Source organism: Paraburkholderia sp. PGU19, assembly GCF_013426915.1.
Taxonomy (GTDB): Bacteria; Pseudomonadota; Gammaproteobacteria; order Burkholderiales; family Burkholderiaceae; genus Paraburkholderia.
Genome location: NZ_AP023179.1, coordinates 3,443,300 through 3,459,509 on the forward strand (window position 1 = coordinate 3,443,300; position 16,210 = coordinate 3,459,509).

Genomic DNA, 16,210 nt, shown 5'->3' on the forward strand with positions numbered 1-16,210 from the left:
ACGGCAGTCCCGCCACAGAACGGTACGCCGACACACAGCATCCGCCACACGCTCGCAGCACGACCGTAGGAAAGCGACCACCGGACCGGCATCGCCGAGGGGCGCCAACCATACGACAGATGCCGCCAACGGAGGAGACGTCGTCATGAGGAAAATGCGGTGGGTGGTGATCTTGCTGTGCTTTCTTGCTATCGCGGTGAACTACATCGACCGCGCGAATCTGGCTGTTGCCGCGCCTGAAATCCAGAAGGCGCTCGGCATCGGCCCGGCGCAAATGGGCTTTATCCTGAGCGGCTTCTTCTGGACTTACGCGCTGATGCAAATGCCGTTCGGCTGGTTCGTCGATCGCGTCGGCGCGCGCATCGCGTTGCCGCTCGCCGTCGGCTGGTGGTCGCTGTTCACGGCGGCGACGGCAGGCGCGAGCAGCGTCGCCGGCATGTTCGGCTGCCGGCTGATGCTCGGCGTCGGCGAGGCGGGCGCGTATCCGTCCTGCGCTAAGCTCGTCAGCCAATGGTTCAAGCCGTCGCAGCGCGCGCTCGCGACGAGCATCTTCGACAGCGGCTCGCGCGTCGGCTCGGCGCTGTCGATTCCCGTCGTCGCGCTGATCATCGGCACACTTGGCTGGAAGGCGTCGTTCGTCGTCACGGGGATCATCGGGGCGGTGTGGATCGTCGGCTGGCTCGTGATCTACCGCAGCCCGGCGCACGGCGACATGACGGGCGAACAGGACGTCGTGCCCGATACCCGTGCCGCGCGCGCCGCCGACAAGGTCACGTGGGCGTCGCTGTTTCGTCATCGCACGCTGTGGGGCATGATGCTCGGCTTCTTCTGCCTGAACTTCGTGATCTACTTTTTCATCACGTGGTTTCCGAGCTATCTCGTGCAGACGCGCGGCTTTTCGCTGAAGTCGCTCGGCACGCTCGGCATGATTCCCGCGCTGATGTCGATTCCGGGCGGCTGGATCGGCGGGCTGGTCTCGGATGCGCTGTTCCGGCGCGGCTGGAGCCTCACGGCGGCGCGCAAGACCTGCATGGTCGGCGGTATGCTGCTGTCGTCGGTGATCACGCTGTCGGCGTTCACGTCGAACATCTATCTGATGCTCGCGTTCTTCGGCATCGCGTACGGCAGCCTCGCGTTCGCCGCCGCCAGCATCTGGTCGCTGCCCGCCGACGTCGCCCCCACGCCGCGTCACGTCGCGTCGATCAGCGGTATCCAGAACTTCGCGTCGAACCTGGCGGGGATCGTCATCACAACGTTCACGGGCGTGATGGTTGCGCTGACCAAAGGCTCGTTCACGATTCCGCTGGTCGTCGCGGGCGGCTTCTGCTTTCTCGGCGCGTTCAGCTATCTTGTGATCGTCGGCCGCATCGAGCCGCTGCCCGCCGATCCCGAACGCCCCTACGTGCCGGAAGGCGCGCAACGCTCGCACGTCTGATTTTTCAATAAGGTACCGAATAATGTCGACAGCCATCGCCGCGCACGCCGCCATCCGTCTTCATCCGAACGACGACGTGATCATCGCGACGCGCCAGCTCGTGTCGGGCACGCGCATCGAAACCGAGGACCTGGTCGTGACGGGTCTGATTCCGCCCGGTCACAAGATCGCGACGCGCGCGATCGCGAAGGGCGAACCCGTCAAGCGCTACAACCAGATCATCGGCGTCGCGCGCGAGGCGATTGCGCGTGGACAGCACGTGCACACGCACAACCTCGGCATGGCCGAATTCGCGCGCGAGCACGAATTCGGCGTCGACACGCATCCAACTGGAGCGGCCCGCGAACCGGCGCATTTCATGGGCATCCGTCGAGCGGACGGCCGCGTCGCGACGCGCAACTACATCGGCATTCTGACGAGCGTGAACTGCTCAGCGACCGTCGCGCGCGCGATCGCCGATCATTTCCGGCCCGACGTGCATCCGGAAGAACTCGCGGCGTACCCAAACGTCGACGGTGTGATCGCGTTGACCCACGGTCTTGGCTGCGGCGTCGATCTGCGCGGCGAAGGCATGGCGATCCTGCAGCGCACGCTCGCAGGCTACGCGTCGCATCCGAACTTCGCGTCGGTGCTGTTCGTCGGGCTGGGCTGCGAGACGAACCAGATTGGCGGCGTGCTCGAATCCGGCGGTCTCGCCGACAACACCGCGCAACTGCGCAGCTTCACGATTCAGGACAGCGGCGGCACACGCAAAACCATCGAGCGTGGCATCGCGATGGTGCGCGACATGCTCACCGACGCGAACCGCGCGGTACGCGAGAAGGTGAGCGCGTCGCATCTGATGGTCGGCTTGCAGTGCGGCGGCTCGGACGGCTATTCGGGCATCTCGGCGAATCCGGCGCTGGGTGCGGCCGTCGACCGGCTCGTGCAGCATGGCGGCACGGCGATACTGTCCGAGACGCCCGAGGTCTACGGCGCGGAGCACCTGCTCACGCGCCGCGCGGTGAGCCGCGAAGTCGGCGAGAAGCTGCTGGCGCGCATCGCGTGGTGGCAGGACTACTGCACGCGCAACGGCGCGGCACTCGACAACAATCCGTCGGCGGGCAACAAGGTCGGCGGCTTGACGACCATCCTCGAAAAGTCGCTCGGCGCGGTGGCGAAAGGCGGCACGACAAACCTCGTCGACGTGTACGAGTACGCGCAGCCGATTCGCGCGAAGGGCTTCGTGTTCATGGATTCACCCGGCTATGACCCGATGTCGGCGACGGGCCAGGTCGCTTCGGGCGCCAACCTGATCTGCTTCACGACAGGACGCGGTTCCGCCTATGGCTGCGCGCCGTCCCCGTCGTTGAAGCTCGCGACCAACACCGCGCTGTGGGAACGTCAGGAAGAGGACATCGACATCAACTGCGGCGGCGTGATCGACGGCACGGCCTCCATCGATCAACTCGGCGCGGACATCTTCCAGATGATGCTCGACTGCGCGTCAGGCACGCGCTCGAAAAGCGAACTGCACGGCTATGGACAGAACGAGTTCGTGCCCTGGCAAGTCGGCGTGGTGACCTGAGCGCGGATCGGCCGGACTGACGTTACGCAGCGGCAGGCGCGCCGAGCGGCGGCGTGCCATCGTGGAACATCGACTTCAGTTGCGCGCGCAGTTCGGGCGAGTCGCTATGCTTGTGCGCCTGCATCGCGTGAGCAACGGCAGCTTCGAGCAGTTCGCTTTCCGAATCGGCGCATAGGGCGACCGTGCAGTTGATGTCGCTCGGGCATTCGCGGCAATCGATGTATTTGCGACCCATGACAGACTCCTCAGATCAAAGTGATTGCGCGCAACGCGTGCGCTGGCGTCGCCTCGGCGTGCATATCGGCGAGGCTTCCGGCAGCGGGAAATGAGTGAGTTGTGCGCGGCCGGGCGGCGCGGCGTGCGCCGGAAAGGAAGGTGGGTGAGAAAAGTATAGGTCGCAGTGTGTGCCCGCCTGCTCCGGGTTTGCCCCGCTTCCAGGTGGGTGGGACAATACCGGCCTTCGCGCCGAGCGCGTTTCACCGCCATTCACGTCACTTTCCATCGATGCCGAATTCGTCCGATCACCCCTCGCATCACGCCCGCGTTGCCGTTATCGGCGGCGGCCCTGCGGGGCTGATGGCCGCCGAAGCGCTGGCGAGCGGCGGCGCGCGCGTCGACGTGTATGACGCGATGCCATCCGTCGGACGCAAGTTTTTGATGGCGGGCAAAGGCGGCATGAACATCACGCACTCCGAGCCGATCGAGCCGTTTCTCGGCCGATACGGCAAGCGCCGCGCCGACATCGCGCCGTTACTCGACGTGTTCGGTCCGGACGCACTGCGTACATGGCTCGACGAACTGGGCGTCGCGACCTTCATCGGCAGTTCGGGCCGTGTGTTTCCGACCGACATGAAGGCCGCGCCGATGCTGCGCGCGTGGTTGCATCGGTTGCGCGAAGCGCGCGTGCAATTTCACATGCGACATAAATGGATCGGCTGGGCTGAGCCCGCTTCGTCCGATGCGCATCGCCTGCGCTTCGCGACGCCCGAGGGTGAGCGCGAAATGTGCGCGGATGCCGTCGTGTTCGCGCTGGGCGGCGGCAGTTGGGCGCGCCTCGGCTCCGATGCCGCATGGGTTCCGTTGATGCAGCAGCGCGAGATTTCCATCGCGCCGCTGTTGCCCGCGAACTGCGGCTTCGACGCGGACTGGACCGAATACTTCCGCCAACGCTACGCGGGCCAGCCGGTGAAGCCCGTTTCGATCGCCGTGGAAAGCGTGGACGGCACGGTCCAGCATCGACAAGGTGAGTTCGTTGTGACGTCGACGGGGATCGAAGGGAGCCTCGTGTATGCGCTGTCTTCGGTGATTCGCGATCGCCTGCTCGCCAATGGCGAAGCAACGATAACGCTCGATCTCGCGCCGGGCTTGAGCGCGCAACGTGTGATCGATGAAGTGACGCGGCCGCGCGGCTCGCGCTCGATGTCGAGCCACTTGCACAGCCGTATCGGTATCACGGGCGTGAAGCTCGGCTTGCTGCACGAGTGTCTGTCGAAGGAAGACTTCACCGATGCAGCGAAGCTCGCGCAAGCCATCAAATCATTGCCGCTGCGGCTGACGCGCGCGCGGCCCATCGACGAAGCGATCAGCAGCGCAGGCGGCATTCCGTTCGAAGCGCTCGATGGCGCGTTGATGATCCGGCAGTTGCCCGGCGTGTTCTGCGCGGGCGAGATGCTCGACTGGGAAGCGCCGACGGGCGGTTATCTGTTGACCGCGTGCTTCGCCAGCGGCCTCGTGGCTGGACGCGGCGCGCTGGCTTATATCCTTCGGCGCTAACTCACCCGGTCACGGCTTCGTTGCGACTCTCTTGGCCTTGAGGCGCCACAGCGAAGTGACTTCGGCCTGACGCGCGGCGTGCAGCGGATCGGCGGCGTCCGTCGCTTTCGGATGACGCGGCTTGATGTCCTCGCGTCCGACGACAACCAGACCCGCGTTGTCGATGGCGGCCAGCAGCCAGTCGCGCGTGCGCATGCCCAGATGTTCCGCGAAGTCCGACAGAATCAGCCAGCCCTCGCCGCCCGGTGAAAGATGAGCGCCGAGTCCGTTCAGAAAGCCGAGCAGCATGCGGCTTTCGTAGTCGTACACGGCGCTTTCGATCGGCGACGCCGGACGCGCCGGCACCCACGGTGGATTGCAGACGACGAGCGGCGCGCGACCTTCGGGAAACAGATCGGCCGCGATCACATCGACCTGTTTGTCGTAGCCGAGCCGCGTCAGGTTCTCTTTGGCGCACGCGAGCGCGCGCGGGTCCTGATCGGTCGCGACGATCCGCTTGACGCCCCGCTTCGCGAGCACCGCCGACAGCACGCCCGTGCCGACACCAATATCGAACGCCTTTTCCACCGATGGAAGCGGCGTTCGCGCGACCAGATCGACATACTCGCCGCGCACGGGGGAGAACACGCCGTAGTACGGATGGATGCGCTCCTGCAAAGCGGGAATCTCAACGCCCTTCTTGCGCCACTCATGCGCGCCGATCATGCCGAGCAGTTCGCGCAACGAGACCACGGACGGTTCCTGCGAAGGCGGGCCGTAGACTTCTTCGCATGTCTGCTGCACGTTCGGCGCGCGGCGCAATGGAATCGTGTAGTCGCCTTCGAGCGGGATCAGCAGCATGCCGAGCGTGCGCGCGCGTTGCGACTGCGCTTGCCGGTGCAGGTTGAATGCATCCAGAAGGGTTTCAGCAGCCTGCTTGCGCGGCTTGCGTTCCAGGCGGCGGGTCATCGCTTGCAGCAACTGACGCGCGTTCTGGAAGTCGCCGCGCCACAACAACGCAGTGCCTTCGCAGGCAAGGCGGTAGGCGGCGTCGGCTGTCGTGCGGTCGTCAGCGATCACGACGCGCTTCGCGGGCGGAACGGCGGCTTCCGAGCGCCAGCGAGCGGATTGCGGGCCGTCGGCTTCGGGCCAGGTGAGCGTGGGGAAATTGGTCATGTCCGTATTCTATTGAACCGTTGGGCCTCGTCGACATCGTGTCCGTTTCGGAGGGATGAGACTTTTGAGGACGACTGAACGGGAGACAGTGGATTGGACCAAAGAAAAACGGGTTACACGGTATGCCCGTGTAACCCGTTTTTTTGATACTGGTGCCGGCTGCAGGACTCGAACCCGCCACCTCATGATTACAAGTCAAGCGCTCTACCTGATGAGCTAAGCCGGCGTGAGACTTGAGACCGCGATTCTACTTCATTTCACGACTTTGAGGTGACCTCTTCCGCCGCCTTTTGTTCCATCGTCGTCGGGACGCGGCTCTTCATCGGTTTCGCTGATTTTTTCCGCAGCGGCCTGTGGCGCCGCTTCCGGCGCTTCGGCGATCACGGCTTCTTCGTCCTCGGAATCCGTCGCCTCGCCGCCCGCCGACTCGACCGGGAACGCCATGCCTTGCCCGTTCTCGCGCGCGTAAATGGCGAGCACGTTCGCAACGGGCACCTCGATCTTGTGCGACTTGCCCGAGAACCGCGCGTTGAACTCGATCCACTCGTTGCCCATCTGCAGCTGGCTCGTCGCCTCGAAGCTGATGTTCAACACGATCTCGTTGTCGCGCACGAACTGGCGCGGCACGCGCGTCTGGTTATCGACACGCACCGCGATATGCGGCGTATAGCCGTTATCGGTACACCATTCGTACAGCGCGCGCAGCAGGTACGGCTTCGTGGAAATCTCTTGCATCAACTGTCCTTTTGCCGGGCAGGCGCGCGAACCAGACGCCGCGCGCCACACCCGAAGCCAATCTCAAACTCAGCGGCGCATCACCTTTTCCGACGGCGTCAGCGCTTCGATATAGGCCGGACGGCTGAAAATACGCTCGGCGTACTTCATCAGCGGCGCAGCGTTCTTCGACAGTTCGATGCCGTAGTGATCCAGACGCCACAACAACGGCGCGATCGCGACGTCGAGCATCGAGAACTCTTCGCCGAGCATGTACTTGTTCTTCAGGAAGATCGGTGCGAGCTGCGTCAGGCGGTCGCGAATGGCCAGGCGCGCCTTTTCGTGGTTCTTCTCGGCGGCCTTGCCCTTCTCGTTCTCGAGCGTGCCGACGTGAACGAACAGCTCCTTCTCGAAATTGAGCAGGAACAGACGTGCGCGAGCACGCTGGACGGGATCGGCGGGCATCAGTTGCGGATGCGGGAAGCGCTCGTCGATGTACTCGTTGATGATGTTCGATTCGTACAGGATCAGATCCCGTTCGACGAGGATCGGCACCTGACCATACGGATTCATCACGGCGATGTCTTCCGGTTTGTTGAACAGGTCGACGTCGCGGATTTCGAAGTCCATGCCCTTTTCGAACAACACCAGCCGGCAGCGCTGGGAGAACGGGCAAGTAGTGCCGGAATACAGAACCATCATGTTTGCGTTTCCTCAAAAAACTTAAAGGGCCAGCGAGTGGGAAAACCGTCCTGCAGGTCTTCCCTTGCGCCGGCCCCACACCAGTTACGGCGTGACTATTTGATATCTTTCCAGTACGCGGCGTTCAGTCGCCAGGCGAAAAAGCTCAGGACGCCCAGAAACAGCAGCACCCACACACCAAGCTGGCGACGGGTCTTCTGCGTCGGTTCGGACATCCATGACAGGTACGACACGAGGTCGGCCACAGCAGAATCATAATCTACCGGCGACATCGTCCCCGGCGTGACCTGCTGGTATCCCATGAATTTCTTGACCTTTTCCTTCGTGTGTTCGTCGATTTCGTCTTCGAACTTCGCCGTTCTTTGCCCCTGAAGCTGCCACAGCACGTGAGGCATGCTCACGTTTTCGTACACCATATTGTTCCAGCCGGTCGGCCGTGTGTCATCGCGGTAAAAACTGCGCAAATACGTATACAGCCAGTCGCGGTTTCTTGCCCGCGCTTCCACCGACAGATCCGGCGGCGTCGCGCCGAACCACGCTTTCGCGTCGTCGGGGCGCATTGCGACCGTCATCGTGTTACCGACTTTATCTGTCGTGAACAGCAGGTTTTTTTCAATTTCCTTCTGCGAAATGCCGATATCCTGCAATCGGCTGTACCGCATCAGGTTCGCACTATGGCAATTCAGGCAGTAGTTTACAAACAATTGGGCGCCGTGCTGCAACGAAGCAATATTGTCCGCGTTGTCGGGCGCACGGTCGAGCGGGAATTCGCCTTCCGCGCGAACGGACGCCGCGGATAGCGCCAGCACGGTTGCACCGAGCAGCGCGAGCGTCGAAAGCAGTTTTCTCATTTTCGTTTTCTCCTGGCTCGCGGTTAGTGGTGTTTGAACCGCACTCGTTCGGGCGGCTGCTTGAACTTACCAAGCGGCGTCCAGAACGGCATGCCGAGGAAAAACGCGAAATAGATCAGCGCGCAGATCTGTGCGATCAGCGTCGAGGCTGCCGACGGCGGCTTGGTTCCGAGGAACGCCAGCGTCAGGAAGGCCAGCACGAAGATCCCGTAAAACACCTTGTGGAAGAACGGCCGGTAGCGGATCGATTTCACCGGCGACCGGTCGAGCCACGGCAGGAAGAACAGCGACACCACCGCGCTGCCCATCACCACGACGCCCCAGAACTTGGACTCCGTGAACGCCATCGCGAGGATCACCAGAATGGCGAGCACAGGCAGACCGAGCTTCCATTTGCCGCGCGCGCGGATCAGCGCGAGCAGCCCGAGCAGACCGATCACGATCATCAGCACGATCTTGAACGGGTCGGTGGTGGCGCGCAGCATCGCGTAGAACGCGGTGAAGTACCAGACAGGCGCGATTTCCGGTGGCGTTTGCAGCGGATTCGCCGGGACGAAATTGTTCGACTCGAGGAAGTAGCCGCCCATTTCCGGCGCGAAGAAGATGATCGCCGCGAACACCATCAGGAAGACACACACGCCCATGAAGTCGTGCACCGAGTAGTACGGGTGGAACGGAATGCCATCCAGCGGAATGCCGTTCGCGTCTTTCTTCGCCTTGATCTCGATGCCGTCCGGGTTGTTCGATCCCACTTCATGCAGCGCGACGATGTGCACGAACACCAGCCCGAGCAGCACCAGCGGAATCGCGATCACGTGAAACGCGAAGAAGCGGTTCAGCGTGACGTCGGACACGACGTAGTCGCCGCGAATCCACAGCGACAGGTCCGGACCGATGAACGGAATCGCCGAGAACAGGTTGACGATCACCTGCGCGCCCCAGTACGACATCTGGCCCCACGGCAGCAGGTAGCCAAAGAACGCCTCGGCCATCAGGCACAGGAAAATCGCGCAGCCGAAGACCCACACCAGTTCGCGCGGCTTGCGATATGAGCCGTACAGCAGCCCGCGGAACATATGCAGATACACGACGACGAAGAACATCGACGCGCCCGTGGAGTGCATGTAGCGGATCAGCCAGCCCCACGGCACCTCGCGCATGATGTACTCGACCGATGCGAACGCGAGCAGCGAATCGGGCTTGTAGTTCATCGTCAGGAAGATGCCCGTGACGATCTGATTGACCAGCACCAGCAGCGCCAGCGAGCCGAAGAAGTACCAGAAGTTGAAGTTCTTCGGCGCGTAGTACTCGGAGACGTGAGCTTTCCAGGTCGCCGTCATCGGAAAGCGGCGATCGATCCAGCCCGTGAGTCCCGTTGTTTCTACCTCTTTTTCGGTCGTCGCCATTACGCTTCTCCTTTCTCGTCCTTGCCGATCACGAGCGTGTTGCCGGTGATCATGTAAGGCGGGATGTCGAGGTTTTGCGGCGCTGGTTTGTTCTTGAAGACTCGGCCGGCCATGTCATAGGTCGAGCCGTGGCAGGGGCAAAGAAAGCCACCCGGCCAGTCGTCGGGGAGATTGGGCTGCGCGCCCTCCTGGAAGCGCGGAGTCGGCGTGCAGCCAAGATGGGTGCACACCGCGACGGCAACGAAAAGATTCTTGTGGTCGGCGCGCGAGCGGAACTCGTTCTTGGTGTAGTCCGGCTCGGGCATCGAAAACGGGTTCTTGCTCTCGGGATCGGCGACTTCCTTGTCGGCCTTCTGAACGTCGGCCAGCTGCTTGTCAGTGCGATTGATGATCCAGACCGGCTTGCCACGCCATGCGACCGTCATCATGTCGCCTGGCTTGAGGTTGGAGATATCGACTTCGACCGGCGCTCCTGCTGCCTTGGCTTTTTCGGATGGTGCAAATGAACTAACAAAGGGTACGACGGTGGCGACTCCTCCGATGCCACCTGCTACGGTCGTCGCAATCAGCCAGGAACGGCGGCCGCCATCGACGCGTTCATCTTCCTTGTCTCGCATCACACGCCCCACTTCTGAGTTGGATTTTTCCTTCACGTCGGGTCTACCGCCGCTAGTTTGCTCGAATGGAGTCGGCATTTACAAGGGCCGATTGCCAAAAACCGTGCGAAGTCATTGATAAATCAGGGTTTCCCCGCACGGATCGCAAACATTTTTACGGCTTTTATTAAGCATTTCCTCCGTTTTTCGATCCTTTTCTTCGCCTAATCCGGCCGGTATTCAAACTGGATTATGAATATCGATAAAAAGATGTTCGAGTTCGAACTGCTCGGACAGATGCGCGCCCAGCGCCTGCACACCGTAGCGCTCGGTTGCGTGATGACCGGCCGCGATGAACGCTACACCGCTTTCCGCCGCCGTGTGCACGGTCGGCTCCGAGATTTCCCCCGTCAGATAGACATCGGCCCCGGCGTCGATCGCTGCGTCGAAATAGCCCTGCGCCGCGCCCGTGCACCACGCGACGCGGCGCAAATTCTTGTCGGGGTCGCCGAATACGAGCGGCGTGCGGCCCAGTGTCTGCTCGACCTCCGCAGTGAAGTGCGCAAGCGTGATCGGCATGGGCAGCGTGCTCATCCAGCCGATGTCGTTGTCGCCGAAACGGCCGTCGGCGATCAGACCGAACTTCGCGCCGAGCTGCGCGTTGTTACCGTACACAGGATGATCGTCGAGTGGCAGATGAAAAGCGAACAGATTCAGGTCGTTCGCGAGCAGCGCCTTGAGCCGCTGATATTTGCGGCCGGTGATCTGCGGCGCCTCGTTGCGCCAGAAGTAGCCGTGGTGGACCAGCACGGCGTCCGCGCCCCACTCCAGCGCGGCTTCCAGAAAGGCCAGCGACGCCGTCACGCCCGTCGCGATTTTCTCGACCTTGCGCCGCCCTTCGACCTGCAGACCATTGGGGCAATAGTCCTTGAACCGCGAAGTTTCAAGGAGATTGTTCAAGTACAATTCCAGTTCGATCCGATCCATATCACCCTCTAATTTTCAGATGCTCAGACGCTTTTGGCTGTTCTTCGCCCAGGCGGTGACCGTGCTGCTGGCGCTGATGTTCATCATTGCGACCCTCAAACCGCAATGGCTGCAGCGTCAAGGGCAGTTCGGCAAGCAACTGGCCGAGCCGATCGTCGCGCTCCGAGAGGTGGCACCCGGGATCGGCAGCGGCGGCAATGCCCAGAATTCCTACGCGGATGCGGCGCAAAAGGCGATGCCCGCCGTCGTCAACGTGTTTTCCAGCAAGGACGGCTCGCTTCCGCCCGACCCGCGCGCGAAAGATCCGCTTTTCCGCTACTTCTTCGGCGACAAGAACAAAAAGCAGCAAGAGCAACCTGCAGCCAATCTCGGCTCTGGCGTTATCGTGAGTTCGGAAGGTTACATTCTAACGAACCAGCACGTCGTGGACGGCGCCGATCAGATCGAAATCGCGCTCGCCGACGGGCGCACCACGAACGCGAAGGTGATCGGGGTCGATCCCGAGACCGATCTCGCCGTGCTGAAGGTCAACATGACCAACCTGCCCACTATTACGCTCGGCCGCATGGACCAGACGCGCGTCGGCGATGTGGTGCTCGCGATCGGCAATCCGTTCGGCGTCGGGCAGACGGTGACGATGGGTATCGTCAGCGCGCTTGGCCGCAATCACCTCGGCATCAATACGTTCGAAAACTTCATCCAGACCGACGCGCCGATCAATCCCGGCAACTCGGGCGGCGCGCTCGTCGACGTGAACGGCAACCTGCTTGGCATCAATACGGCGATCTACTCGCGCTCGGGCGGCTCGCTCGGTATCGGTTTCGCGATTCCCGTTTCGACGGCGCGCAGCGTGCTCGAGAGCATCATCACGACGGGCACCGTGACGCGCGGCTGGATCGGCGTCGAGCCGCAAGACGTGACGCCAGAGATCGCTGAGTCGTTCGGGCTGGATCAGAAGTCGGGCGCGATCGTCGCGGGCGTCCTCAAGGGCGGTCCCGCCGACAAGGCGGGCATCAAGCCCGGAGACATTCTGGTGTCGGTGAACGGCCAGGACATCACCGATACCACGCGCCTTCTGAACGTGATCGCGCAGATCAAGCCCGGCACCGACGCGAAGGTGCATCTGGTGCGCAAGAACAAGGAGATGGATCTGAACGTGATGATCGGCAAGCGCCCGCCGCCGCCGAAACAACCTGCAGATGAAGGCGATGACGACGATGGCGGTTGAGCGATCAATCGATCGGCCGGTCGGGTAGCGAGGTCAAACAAAAAGGGCAGCCTCCAACGGAGCACTGCCCTTTTTGCTGTCCGGCGCGGCCCGGCGTTTTGGCGTTCGTTCAGCTTGCCGCCCCGCCTTCGTTTTCCGCCGTGGCGACCGGCTTGCTGACGAACAGCCGCGCCGCGATGATCCCCGCTTCGTACAGCACGATCAGCGGGATCGCGAGAATCAGCTGCGAGAACACGTCCGGCGGCGTCACCACGGCAGAGATCACGAACGCGCCAACGATCACGTACGGCCGGATTTCCTTGAGCTTCTTGATGGTCAGCACGTTCATGCGTACGAGCAACACCACGACGATCGGCACTTCGAACGTCACGCCGAAGGCGAGGAACATCGTCAGCACGAAACTCAGGTAATTGTCGATATCCGTGGTCATCTCCGCGCCGAGTGGCGCGTTGTAATGCGCCATCACGCGGAAAATAGTCGGAAACACGACGAAATATGCGAACGCCATTCCGCACAGAAACAGCGTATAGCTGCTGCCGACGAGCGGACCGACCAGCTTCTTCTCGTGCTGATACAAGCCTGGCGCGACGAACGCCCAGATCTGGTACAGCACGATCGGCAGCGCGATCACGAAGGCGACGAGCATCGTCACTTTCATCGGCACGAAGAACGAGCCGGTGACATCGGTGACGATCATCTTGCCGTCCTTCGGCAGATTGTTCATCAGCGGACGCGCGAGCAGCCGGAAGATGTCGGGCGCCCAGTAGACGAGCCCGACGAACACGACAATCACCGAAATGCCCGCGCGGATGATGCGGTCGCGCAGTTCGACGAGATGCGAGATGAAGGTCTCTTCAGTGCCTTCGTTCTGATTTTGGGGGTCGCTCACGCCGGCCCTCGGTAGGAGATTGATGCGCGGGACATCGGACGATCAGAAAAAACGTGTCGGCCGACGCAGGCTGACGGGCGTATGCCGTGCGACGCGCGCGGCACCCGATTGGACGCGCGTGCGCCGCAACGTGGCGCGCTTGTACCAGTTCGGCGTGGCCGTCTGCTTCACGCGCCAGTTCTTGCGTTTGGACGCGGCGGCGTCGGTGCTGCGCCAGGACGTGCCGTCCGTTGTAGAAACGGAACCGTCGGTCGCGCTCATCAGGCTGTCCGTCGCACCGCCTGCAATGCTCGGGGACACCGACGTGCCCTGCGTCCACGCCTCGTTCAGTTCCGTTTCGTGCTTGCGCATGTTGTCGTGAATCGTGCTTTCGACGTTATGCGCCGCAGACTCGAACTCGGTCTTCATGCGGCGCAGTTCGTCGAGCTCGATCTCACGTGTGACTTCGGCCTTCACGTCGTTGACATAGCGCTGCGCGCGGCCAAACAGCGCGCCCGCCGTGCGGGCCACGCGCGGCAGGCGCTCGGGGCCGAGCACGACCAGCGCGACCACGCCGATCAACGCCATCTTGGTTAAACCGAGGTCCAGCATGGATAGGGCTTCCCGTCAGTGCGCGCGTGTCAGCGCAAGCTCGGCTGGCGCCGGATTAGCGGGAATCGCCGGAATGCGGCGCCTTTTCCTTTGCGTCGACATCGACGGTGTTCGTGCGCGAGAGCTGGTCGCGCTGCTGGCCTTCAGGCGTTTCGCCGTCCTTCATGCCTTCCTTGAAGCCCTTCACCGCGCCGCCCAGATCAGTGCCGATATTGCGCAGTTTCTTCGTGCCGAACACAAGTGCGACGATCAGCAGAACGATCAGCCAATGCCAAATACTCAACGAACCCATAAAAATCTCCTTAACCCCCACCGTCGTGCCTGGCGACGGCAACTATGCGCCTTGCGGCCTGAATCGAAGCACGCTTCACGAACGCGCTCCGTCTGCAAAACTACCGCCGACGGCGCTTTATTGCGTCAGCGCCCTCGGTCCCATTATGAACATGTCTGCGAGTCGCTGTCGTTACATCCCTACATAAAGTCACGACGTCACAATGCTGGGCCCGCCATTGTGCGTAGTCAAAAAGCGGATGCGGCGAATCTTTGTCGATCGGCTTAGTGGCGAACGTGCGCCAACGCGCCTCTTTCGCTGCACGCCGATAGCGTTTGACCCGCCGTCAGCCCATTCTCAGCCAGGGGCGCGGTCCCGCCAGCAGATGCGCGTGCAGGTGATAGACCTCCTGCCCACCGCCGGGCCCCGTATTGATGACCGTGCGGAAACCCGTCTGCCCACCCTTGTACGCAACGCCCAGCTGATCGGCGAGACGTGCAACCAATATCAACATTTTACCAAGCAGGGCCGAATCGCTCTCGGTACAGTTCGACAGCGTTTCGATGTGCTTGCGCGGTATCACGAGCACATGCGTTTCGGCCGCCGGACGGATGTCGCGGAACGCGACGAACTCGTCGTCTTCGTGGACTTTCGTCGACGGGATTTGACCCGCGGCGATCTTGCAGAACAGGCAATTTGGATCGTGGCTCATGGTCTCGGTGAACGGCAAACGCGGCACGCGCCAGATGCGCTGCTCAGAACCAGCCGCGCGGATTCGTCAGCGGCTTGTTGTCGTACAGATACAGCCAGCCTTTGATGATACGGTACAACGTCCATATCGCGACAGCCCACAGGATAGGCACGCCGATCAGCACGATGAACAGCGCAACGCCGATCAGATGCCCGATCAGCCCCATCCAGAACGTACGGATCTGCCAGTCGAAATGCGCTTCGTAGGGCGTGCCGATGGTCTCCGGCCGCTTGATGTAGTTGATGATGATCGCGATCAGCACCGAGATGCCGCCCGTCAGCCAGTACACGGCGTAGAGCGCGTAGATGATGTGCGTCAGCGTGCGCAGGCTGCGCTGCCGGTCGATTTCGACTGCGCTCTGATACGACGGTGGCGGATAACCGCCGTGCGACTGTTCCATGCTTGCGTCCTCCTGGAGGGTGCGAATGGATACTGTTGCTGTGCCGGTGCTGCGTGTCTCGTCGCTGTGTTGCGCCGCGCGCACGCTTGCGCGCGCGGTTATGTCCTGCTCGCGCTCAGTCGCCGTTCTGCTCGCGATCGCGACTCTTGCGCAATGCCTTTTCCTCGATGCCCGACAGCCCTTCGCGACGCTCCAACTCAGCGAGCACGTCGGCGGGATTCAAATCGAAGTGCGACAGCATCACGAGGCAATGAAACCATAAATCGGCCACTTCGCCGACCAGCGCCTTGCGCTCCGCTCCGAGACGCACGTCCTTCGCGGCCAGCACGACTTCCGTGGCTTCCTCGCCGATCTTCTTCAGCACCGCGTCGTCGCCCTTGTGGAACAGGCGCGACACGTACGACGTGTCGGGATCGCCGCCCTTGCGGCTGTCGATAACGGCTGCGAGACGCCGAAGCGTATCGTTCGTCGATTGCGTGTTTTGCGTCATTTGTAGATGTGTTCGGGGTCTTTCAGCACGGGCTCGACGGCAACCCAGTTGCCGGCATCGACCGAGCCTTCGAATTTCTGGAAAAAGCACGAATGCCGGCCCGTGTGGCAGGCGATGCCCGATACCTGCTCGACCTTCAGCAGCACGACGTCCTCGTCGCAATCGAGCCGCACTTCATGCACATGCTGCACGTGGCCCGATTCTTCGCCCTTGAACCACAGGCGTTGGCGCGAGCGGGAAAAATAGACGGCGCGGCCCGTTTCGATCGTCTTCGACAGCGCTTCGCGGTTCATCCACGCGAACATCAGCACGTCGTTGGTCGATGCTTCCTGCGCGATTACGGGCACGAGGCCGTTCGCGTCCCACTTCACCTTGTCGAGCCAGCCGACTTCAGACGGATTCAC

Annotated in this window: 19 protein-coding genes and 1 tRNA gene; 4 read left to right on the forward strand and 16 right to left on the reverse strand. The window is 62.2% G+C overall.

The features are described 5' to 3' along the window. The first annotated feature begins 145 nt into the window (after positions 1–145). Positions 146–1,435: an MFS transporter gene (locus H1204_RS15645; RefSeq protein ID WP_180729024.1), complete on the forward strand. Its 1,290-nt coding sequence runs from the start codon at positions 146–148 to the stop codon at positions 1,433–1,435. A gap of 22 nt (positions 1,436–1,457) precedes the next feature. After that, complete coding sequence (locus H1204_RS15650) at positions 1,458–3,002, forward strand: altronate dehydratase family protein (RefSeq protein ID WP_180729025.1); 1,545 nt, start codon at positions 1,458–1,460, stop codon at positions 3,000–3,002. A gap of 22 nt (positions 3,003–3,024) precedes the next feature. Here the strand turns inward: H1204_RS15650 and H1204_RS15655 are convergent, their stop codons facing one another. Beyond that, positions 3,025–3,237 (reverse strand): DUF1059 domain-containing protein, encoded by a 213-nt coding sequence (locus tag H1204_RS15655; protein WP_060599619.1) that lies wholly within the window; start codon positions 3,235–3,237, stop codon positions 3,025–3,027. Positions 3,238–3,506: 269 nt separating this feature from the next. Between H1204_RS15655 and H1204_RS15660 the strand changes: the two genes are divergently transcribed. Then, positions 3,507–4,775, forward strand: coding sequence for a TIGR03862 family flavoprotein (locus H1204_RS15660; protein ID WP_180729026.1), 1,269 nt, complete (start codon positions 3,507–3,509; stop codon positions 4,773–4,775). 9 nt (positions 4,776–4,784) lie between these two features. Here the strand turns inward: H1204_RS15660 and H1204_RS15665 are convergent, their stop codons facing one another. The 8 genes from H1204_RS15665 to H1204_RS15700 all read right to left on the reverse strand — a co-directional run bounded on the left by H1204_RS15665 (position 4,785) and on the right by H1204_RS15700 (position 11,186). Next, positions 4,785–5,930: a class I SAM-dependent methyltransferase gene (locus tag H1204_RS15665; protein WP_180729027.1), complete on the reverse strand. Its 1,146-nt coding sequence runs from the start codon at positions 5,928–5,930 to the stop codon at positions 4,785–4,787. Positions 5,931–6,080: 150 nt separating this feature from the next. Then, positions 6,081–6,156: transfer RNA gene (locus H1204_RS15670), tRNA-Thr, on the reverse strand. Positions 6,157–6,182: 26 nt separating this feature from the next. After that, on the reverse strand, positions 6,183–6,665 hold the full coding sequence (locus tag H1204_RS15675) for a ClpXP protease specificity-enhancing factor (protein WP_180729028.1): 483 nt from the start codon (positions 6,663–6,665) through the stop codon (positions 6,183–6,185). A 69-nt stretch (positions 6,666–6,734) separates the two neighbouring features. Continuing rightward, positions 6,735–7,346 carry a glutathione S-transferase N-terminal domain-containing protein gene (locus tag H1204_RS15680; RefSeq protein ID WP_006052302.1) on the reverse strand — a complete coding sequence of 204 codons (612 nt, stop codon included), beginning with the start codon at positions 7,344–7,346 and terminating at the stop codon, positions 6,735–6,737. Between the two features lie 95 nt (positions 7,347–7,441). Then, positions 7,442–8,197 (reverse strand): cytochrome c1, encoded by a 756-nt coding sequence (locus H1204_RS15685; RefSeq protein WP_180729029.1) that lies wholly within the window; start codon positions 8,195–8,197, stop codon positions 7,442–7,444. Positions 8,198–8,220: 23 nt separating this feature from the next. Next, positions 8,221–9,603, reverse strand: coding sequence for a cytochrome bc complex cytochrome b subunit (locus tag H1204_RS15690; RefSeq protein WP_180729030.1), 1,383 nt, complete (start codon positions 9,601–9,603; stop codon positions 8,221–8,223). After that, positions 9,603–10,220 (reverse strand): ubiquinol-cytochrome c reductase iron-sulfur subunit, encoded by a 618-nt coding sequence (gene petA, locus H1204_RS15695; RefSeq protein WP_009771328.1) that lies wholly within the window; start codon positions 10,218–10,220, stop codon positions 9,603–9,605. Before petA ends, H1204_RS15690 begins: the two co-directional genes overlap by 1 nt. Positions 10,221–10,439: 219 nt before the next feature. Then, a complete protein-coding gene (locus H1204_RS15700; protein WP_180729031.1) occupies positions 10,440–11,186 on the reverse strand; it encodes a Nif3-like dinuclear metal center hexameric protein in 747 nt (248 codons plus the stop codon). Positions 11,187–11,205: 19 nt separating this feature from the next. Between H1204_RS15700 and H1204_RS15705 the strand changes: the two genes are divergently transcribed. Beyond that, positions 11,206–12,414, forward strand: coding sequence for a Do family serine endopeptidase (locus H1204_RS15705; RefSeq protein ID WP_180729032.1), 1,209 nt, complete (start codon positions 11,206–11,208; stop codon positions 12,412–12,414). Positions 12,415–12,523: 109 nt separating this feature from the next. Here H1204_RS15705 and tatC read toward each other — a convergent pair whose 3' ends face one another. From tatC to hisI, 7 genes are all read right to left on the reverse strand, one after another. Next, positions 12,524–13,303 (reverse strand): twin-arginine translocase subunit TatC, encoded by a 780-nt coding sequence (tatC, locus tag H1204_RS15710; RefSeq protein ID WP_035988995.1) that lies wholly within the window; start codon positions 13,301–13,303, stop codon positions 12,524–12,526. 42 nt (positions 13,304–13,345) lie between these two features. After that, the gene (gene tatB / locus H1204_RS15715; RefSeq protein ID WP_180729033.1) at positions 13,346–13,894 is read right to left on the reverse strand and encodes a Sec-independent protein translocase protein TatB; all 549 of its coding nucleotides are present in this window, start codon (positions 13,892–13,894) and stop codon (positions 13,346–13,348) included. 55 nt (positions 13,895–13,949) lie between these two features. Beyond that, positions 13,950–14,186, reverse strand: a complete 237-nt coding sequence (gene tatA, locus H1204_RS15720) for a Sec-independent protein translocase subunit TatA (RefSeq protein WP_007731834.1) — start codon at positions 14,184–14,186, stop codon at positions 13,950–13,952. Between the two features lie 325 nt (positions 14,187–14,511). After that, complete coding sequence (locus tag H1204_RS15725; RefSeq protein WP_180730977.1) at positions 14,512–14,877, reverse strand: histidine triad nucleotide-binding protein; 366 nt, start codon at positions 14,875–14,877, stop codon at positions 14,512–14,514. Positions 14,878–14,920: 43 nt separating this feature from the next. Then, positions 14,921–15,316 (reverse strand): hypothetical protein, encoded by a 396-nt coding sequence (locus tag H1204_RS15730; RefSeq protein WP_180729034.1) that lies wholly within the window; start codon positions 15,314–15,316, stop codon positions 14,921–14,923. Between the two features lie 115 nt (positions 15,317–15,431). Beyond that, positions 15,432–15,806 (reverse strand): phosphoribosyl-ATP diphosphatase, encoded by a 375-nt coding sequence (locus H1204_RS15735; RefSeq protein WP_180729035.1) that lies wholly within the window; start codon positions 15,804–15,806, stop codon positions 15,432–15,434. Beyond that, the gene (gene hisI / locus H1204_RS15740; RefSeq protein ID WP_180729036.1) at positions 15,803–16,210 is read right to left on the reverse strand and encodes a phosphoribosyl-AMP cyclohydrolase; all 408 of its coding nucleotides are present in this window, start codon (positions 16,208–16,210) and stop codon (positions 15,803–15,805) included. The genes H1204_RS15735 and hisI overlap by 4 nt, the downstream gene beginning before the upstream one ends.

Coding starts and splice junctions, on each gene's coding strand:
- H1204_RS15645 (WP_180729024.1), top strand. CDS start 146: ATGAGGAAAATGCGGTGGGTGGTGATCTTGCTGTGCTTTCTTGCTATC.
- H1204_RS15650 (WP_180729025.1), top strand. CDS start 1,458: ATGTCGACAGCCATCGCCGCGCACGCCGCCATCCGTCTTCATCCGAAC.
- H1204_RS15655 (WP_060599619.1), bottom strand. CDS start 3,237: ATGGGTCGCAAATACATCGATTGCCGCGAATGCCCGAGCGACATCAAC.
- H1204_RS15660 (WP_180729026.1), top strand. CDS start 3,507: ATGCCGAATTCGTCCGATCACCCCTCGCATCACGCCCGCGTTGCCGTT.
- H1204_RS15665 (WP_180729027.1), bottom strand. CDS start 5,930: ATGACCAATTTCCCCACGCTCACCTGGCCCGAAGCCGACGGCCCGCAA.
- H1204_RS15675 (WP_180729028.1), bottom strand. CDS start 6,665: ATGCAAGAGATTTCCACGAAGCCGTACCTGCTGCGCGCGCTGTACGAA.
- H1204_RS15680 (WP_006052302.1), bottom strand. CDS start 7,346: ATGATGGTTCTGTATTCCGGCACTACTTGCCCGTTCTCCCAGCGCTGC.
- H1204_RS15685 (WP_180729029.1), bottom strand. CDS start 8,197: ATGAGAAAACTGCTTTCGACGCTCGCGCTGCTCGGTGCAACCGTGCTG.
- H1204_RS15690 (WP_180729030.1), bottom strand. CDS start 9,603: ATGGCGACGACCGAAAAAGAGGTAGAAACAACGGGACTCACGGGCTGG.
- petA (WP_009771328.1), bottom strand. CDS start 10,220: ATGCGAGACAAGGAAGATGAACGCGTCGATGGCGGCCGCCGTTCCTGG.
- H1204_RS15700 (WP_180729031.1), bottom strand. CDS start 11,186: ATGGATCGGATCGAACTGGAATTGTACTTGAACAATCTCCTTGAAACT.
- H1204_RS15705 (WP_180729032.1), top strand. CDS start 11,206: ATGCTCAGACGCTTTTGGCTGTTCTTCGCCCAGGCGGTGACCGTGCTG.
- tatB (WP_180729033.1), bottom strand. CDS start 13,894: ATGCTGGACCTCGGTTTAACCAAGATGGCGTTGATCGGCGTGGTCGCG.
- tatA (WP_007731834.1), bottom strand. CDS start 14,186: ATGGGTTCGTTGAGTATTTGGCATTGGCTGATCGTTCTGCTGATCGTC.
- H1204_RS15725 (WP_180730977.1), bottom strand. CDS start 14,877: ATGAGCCACGATCCAAATTGCCTGTTCTGCAAGATCGCCGCGGGTCAA.
- H1204_RS15730 (WP_180729034.1), bottom strand. CDS start 15,316: ATGGAACAGTCGCACGGCGGTTATCCGCCACCGTCGTATCAGAGCGCA.
- H1204_RS15735 (WP_180729035.1), bottom strand. CDS start 15,806: ATGACGCAAAACACGCAATCGACGAACGATACGCTTCGGCGTCTCGCA.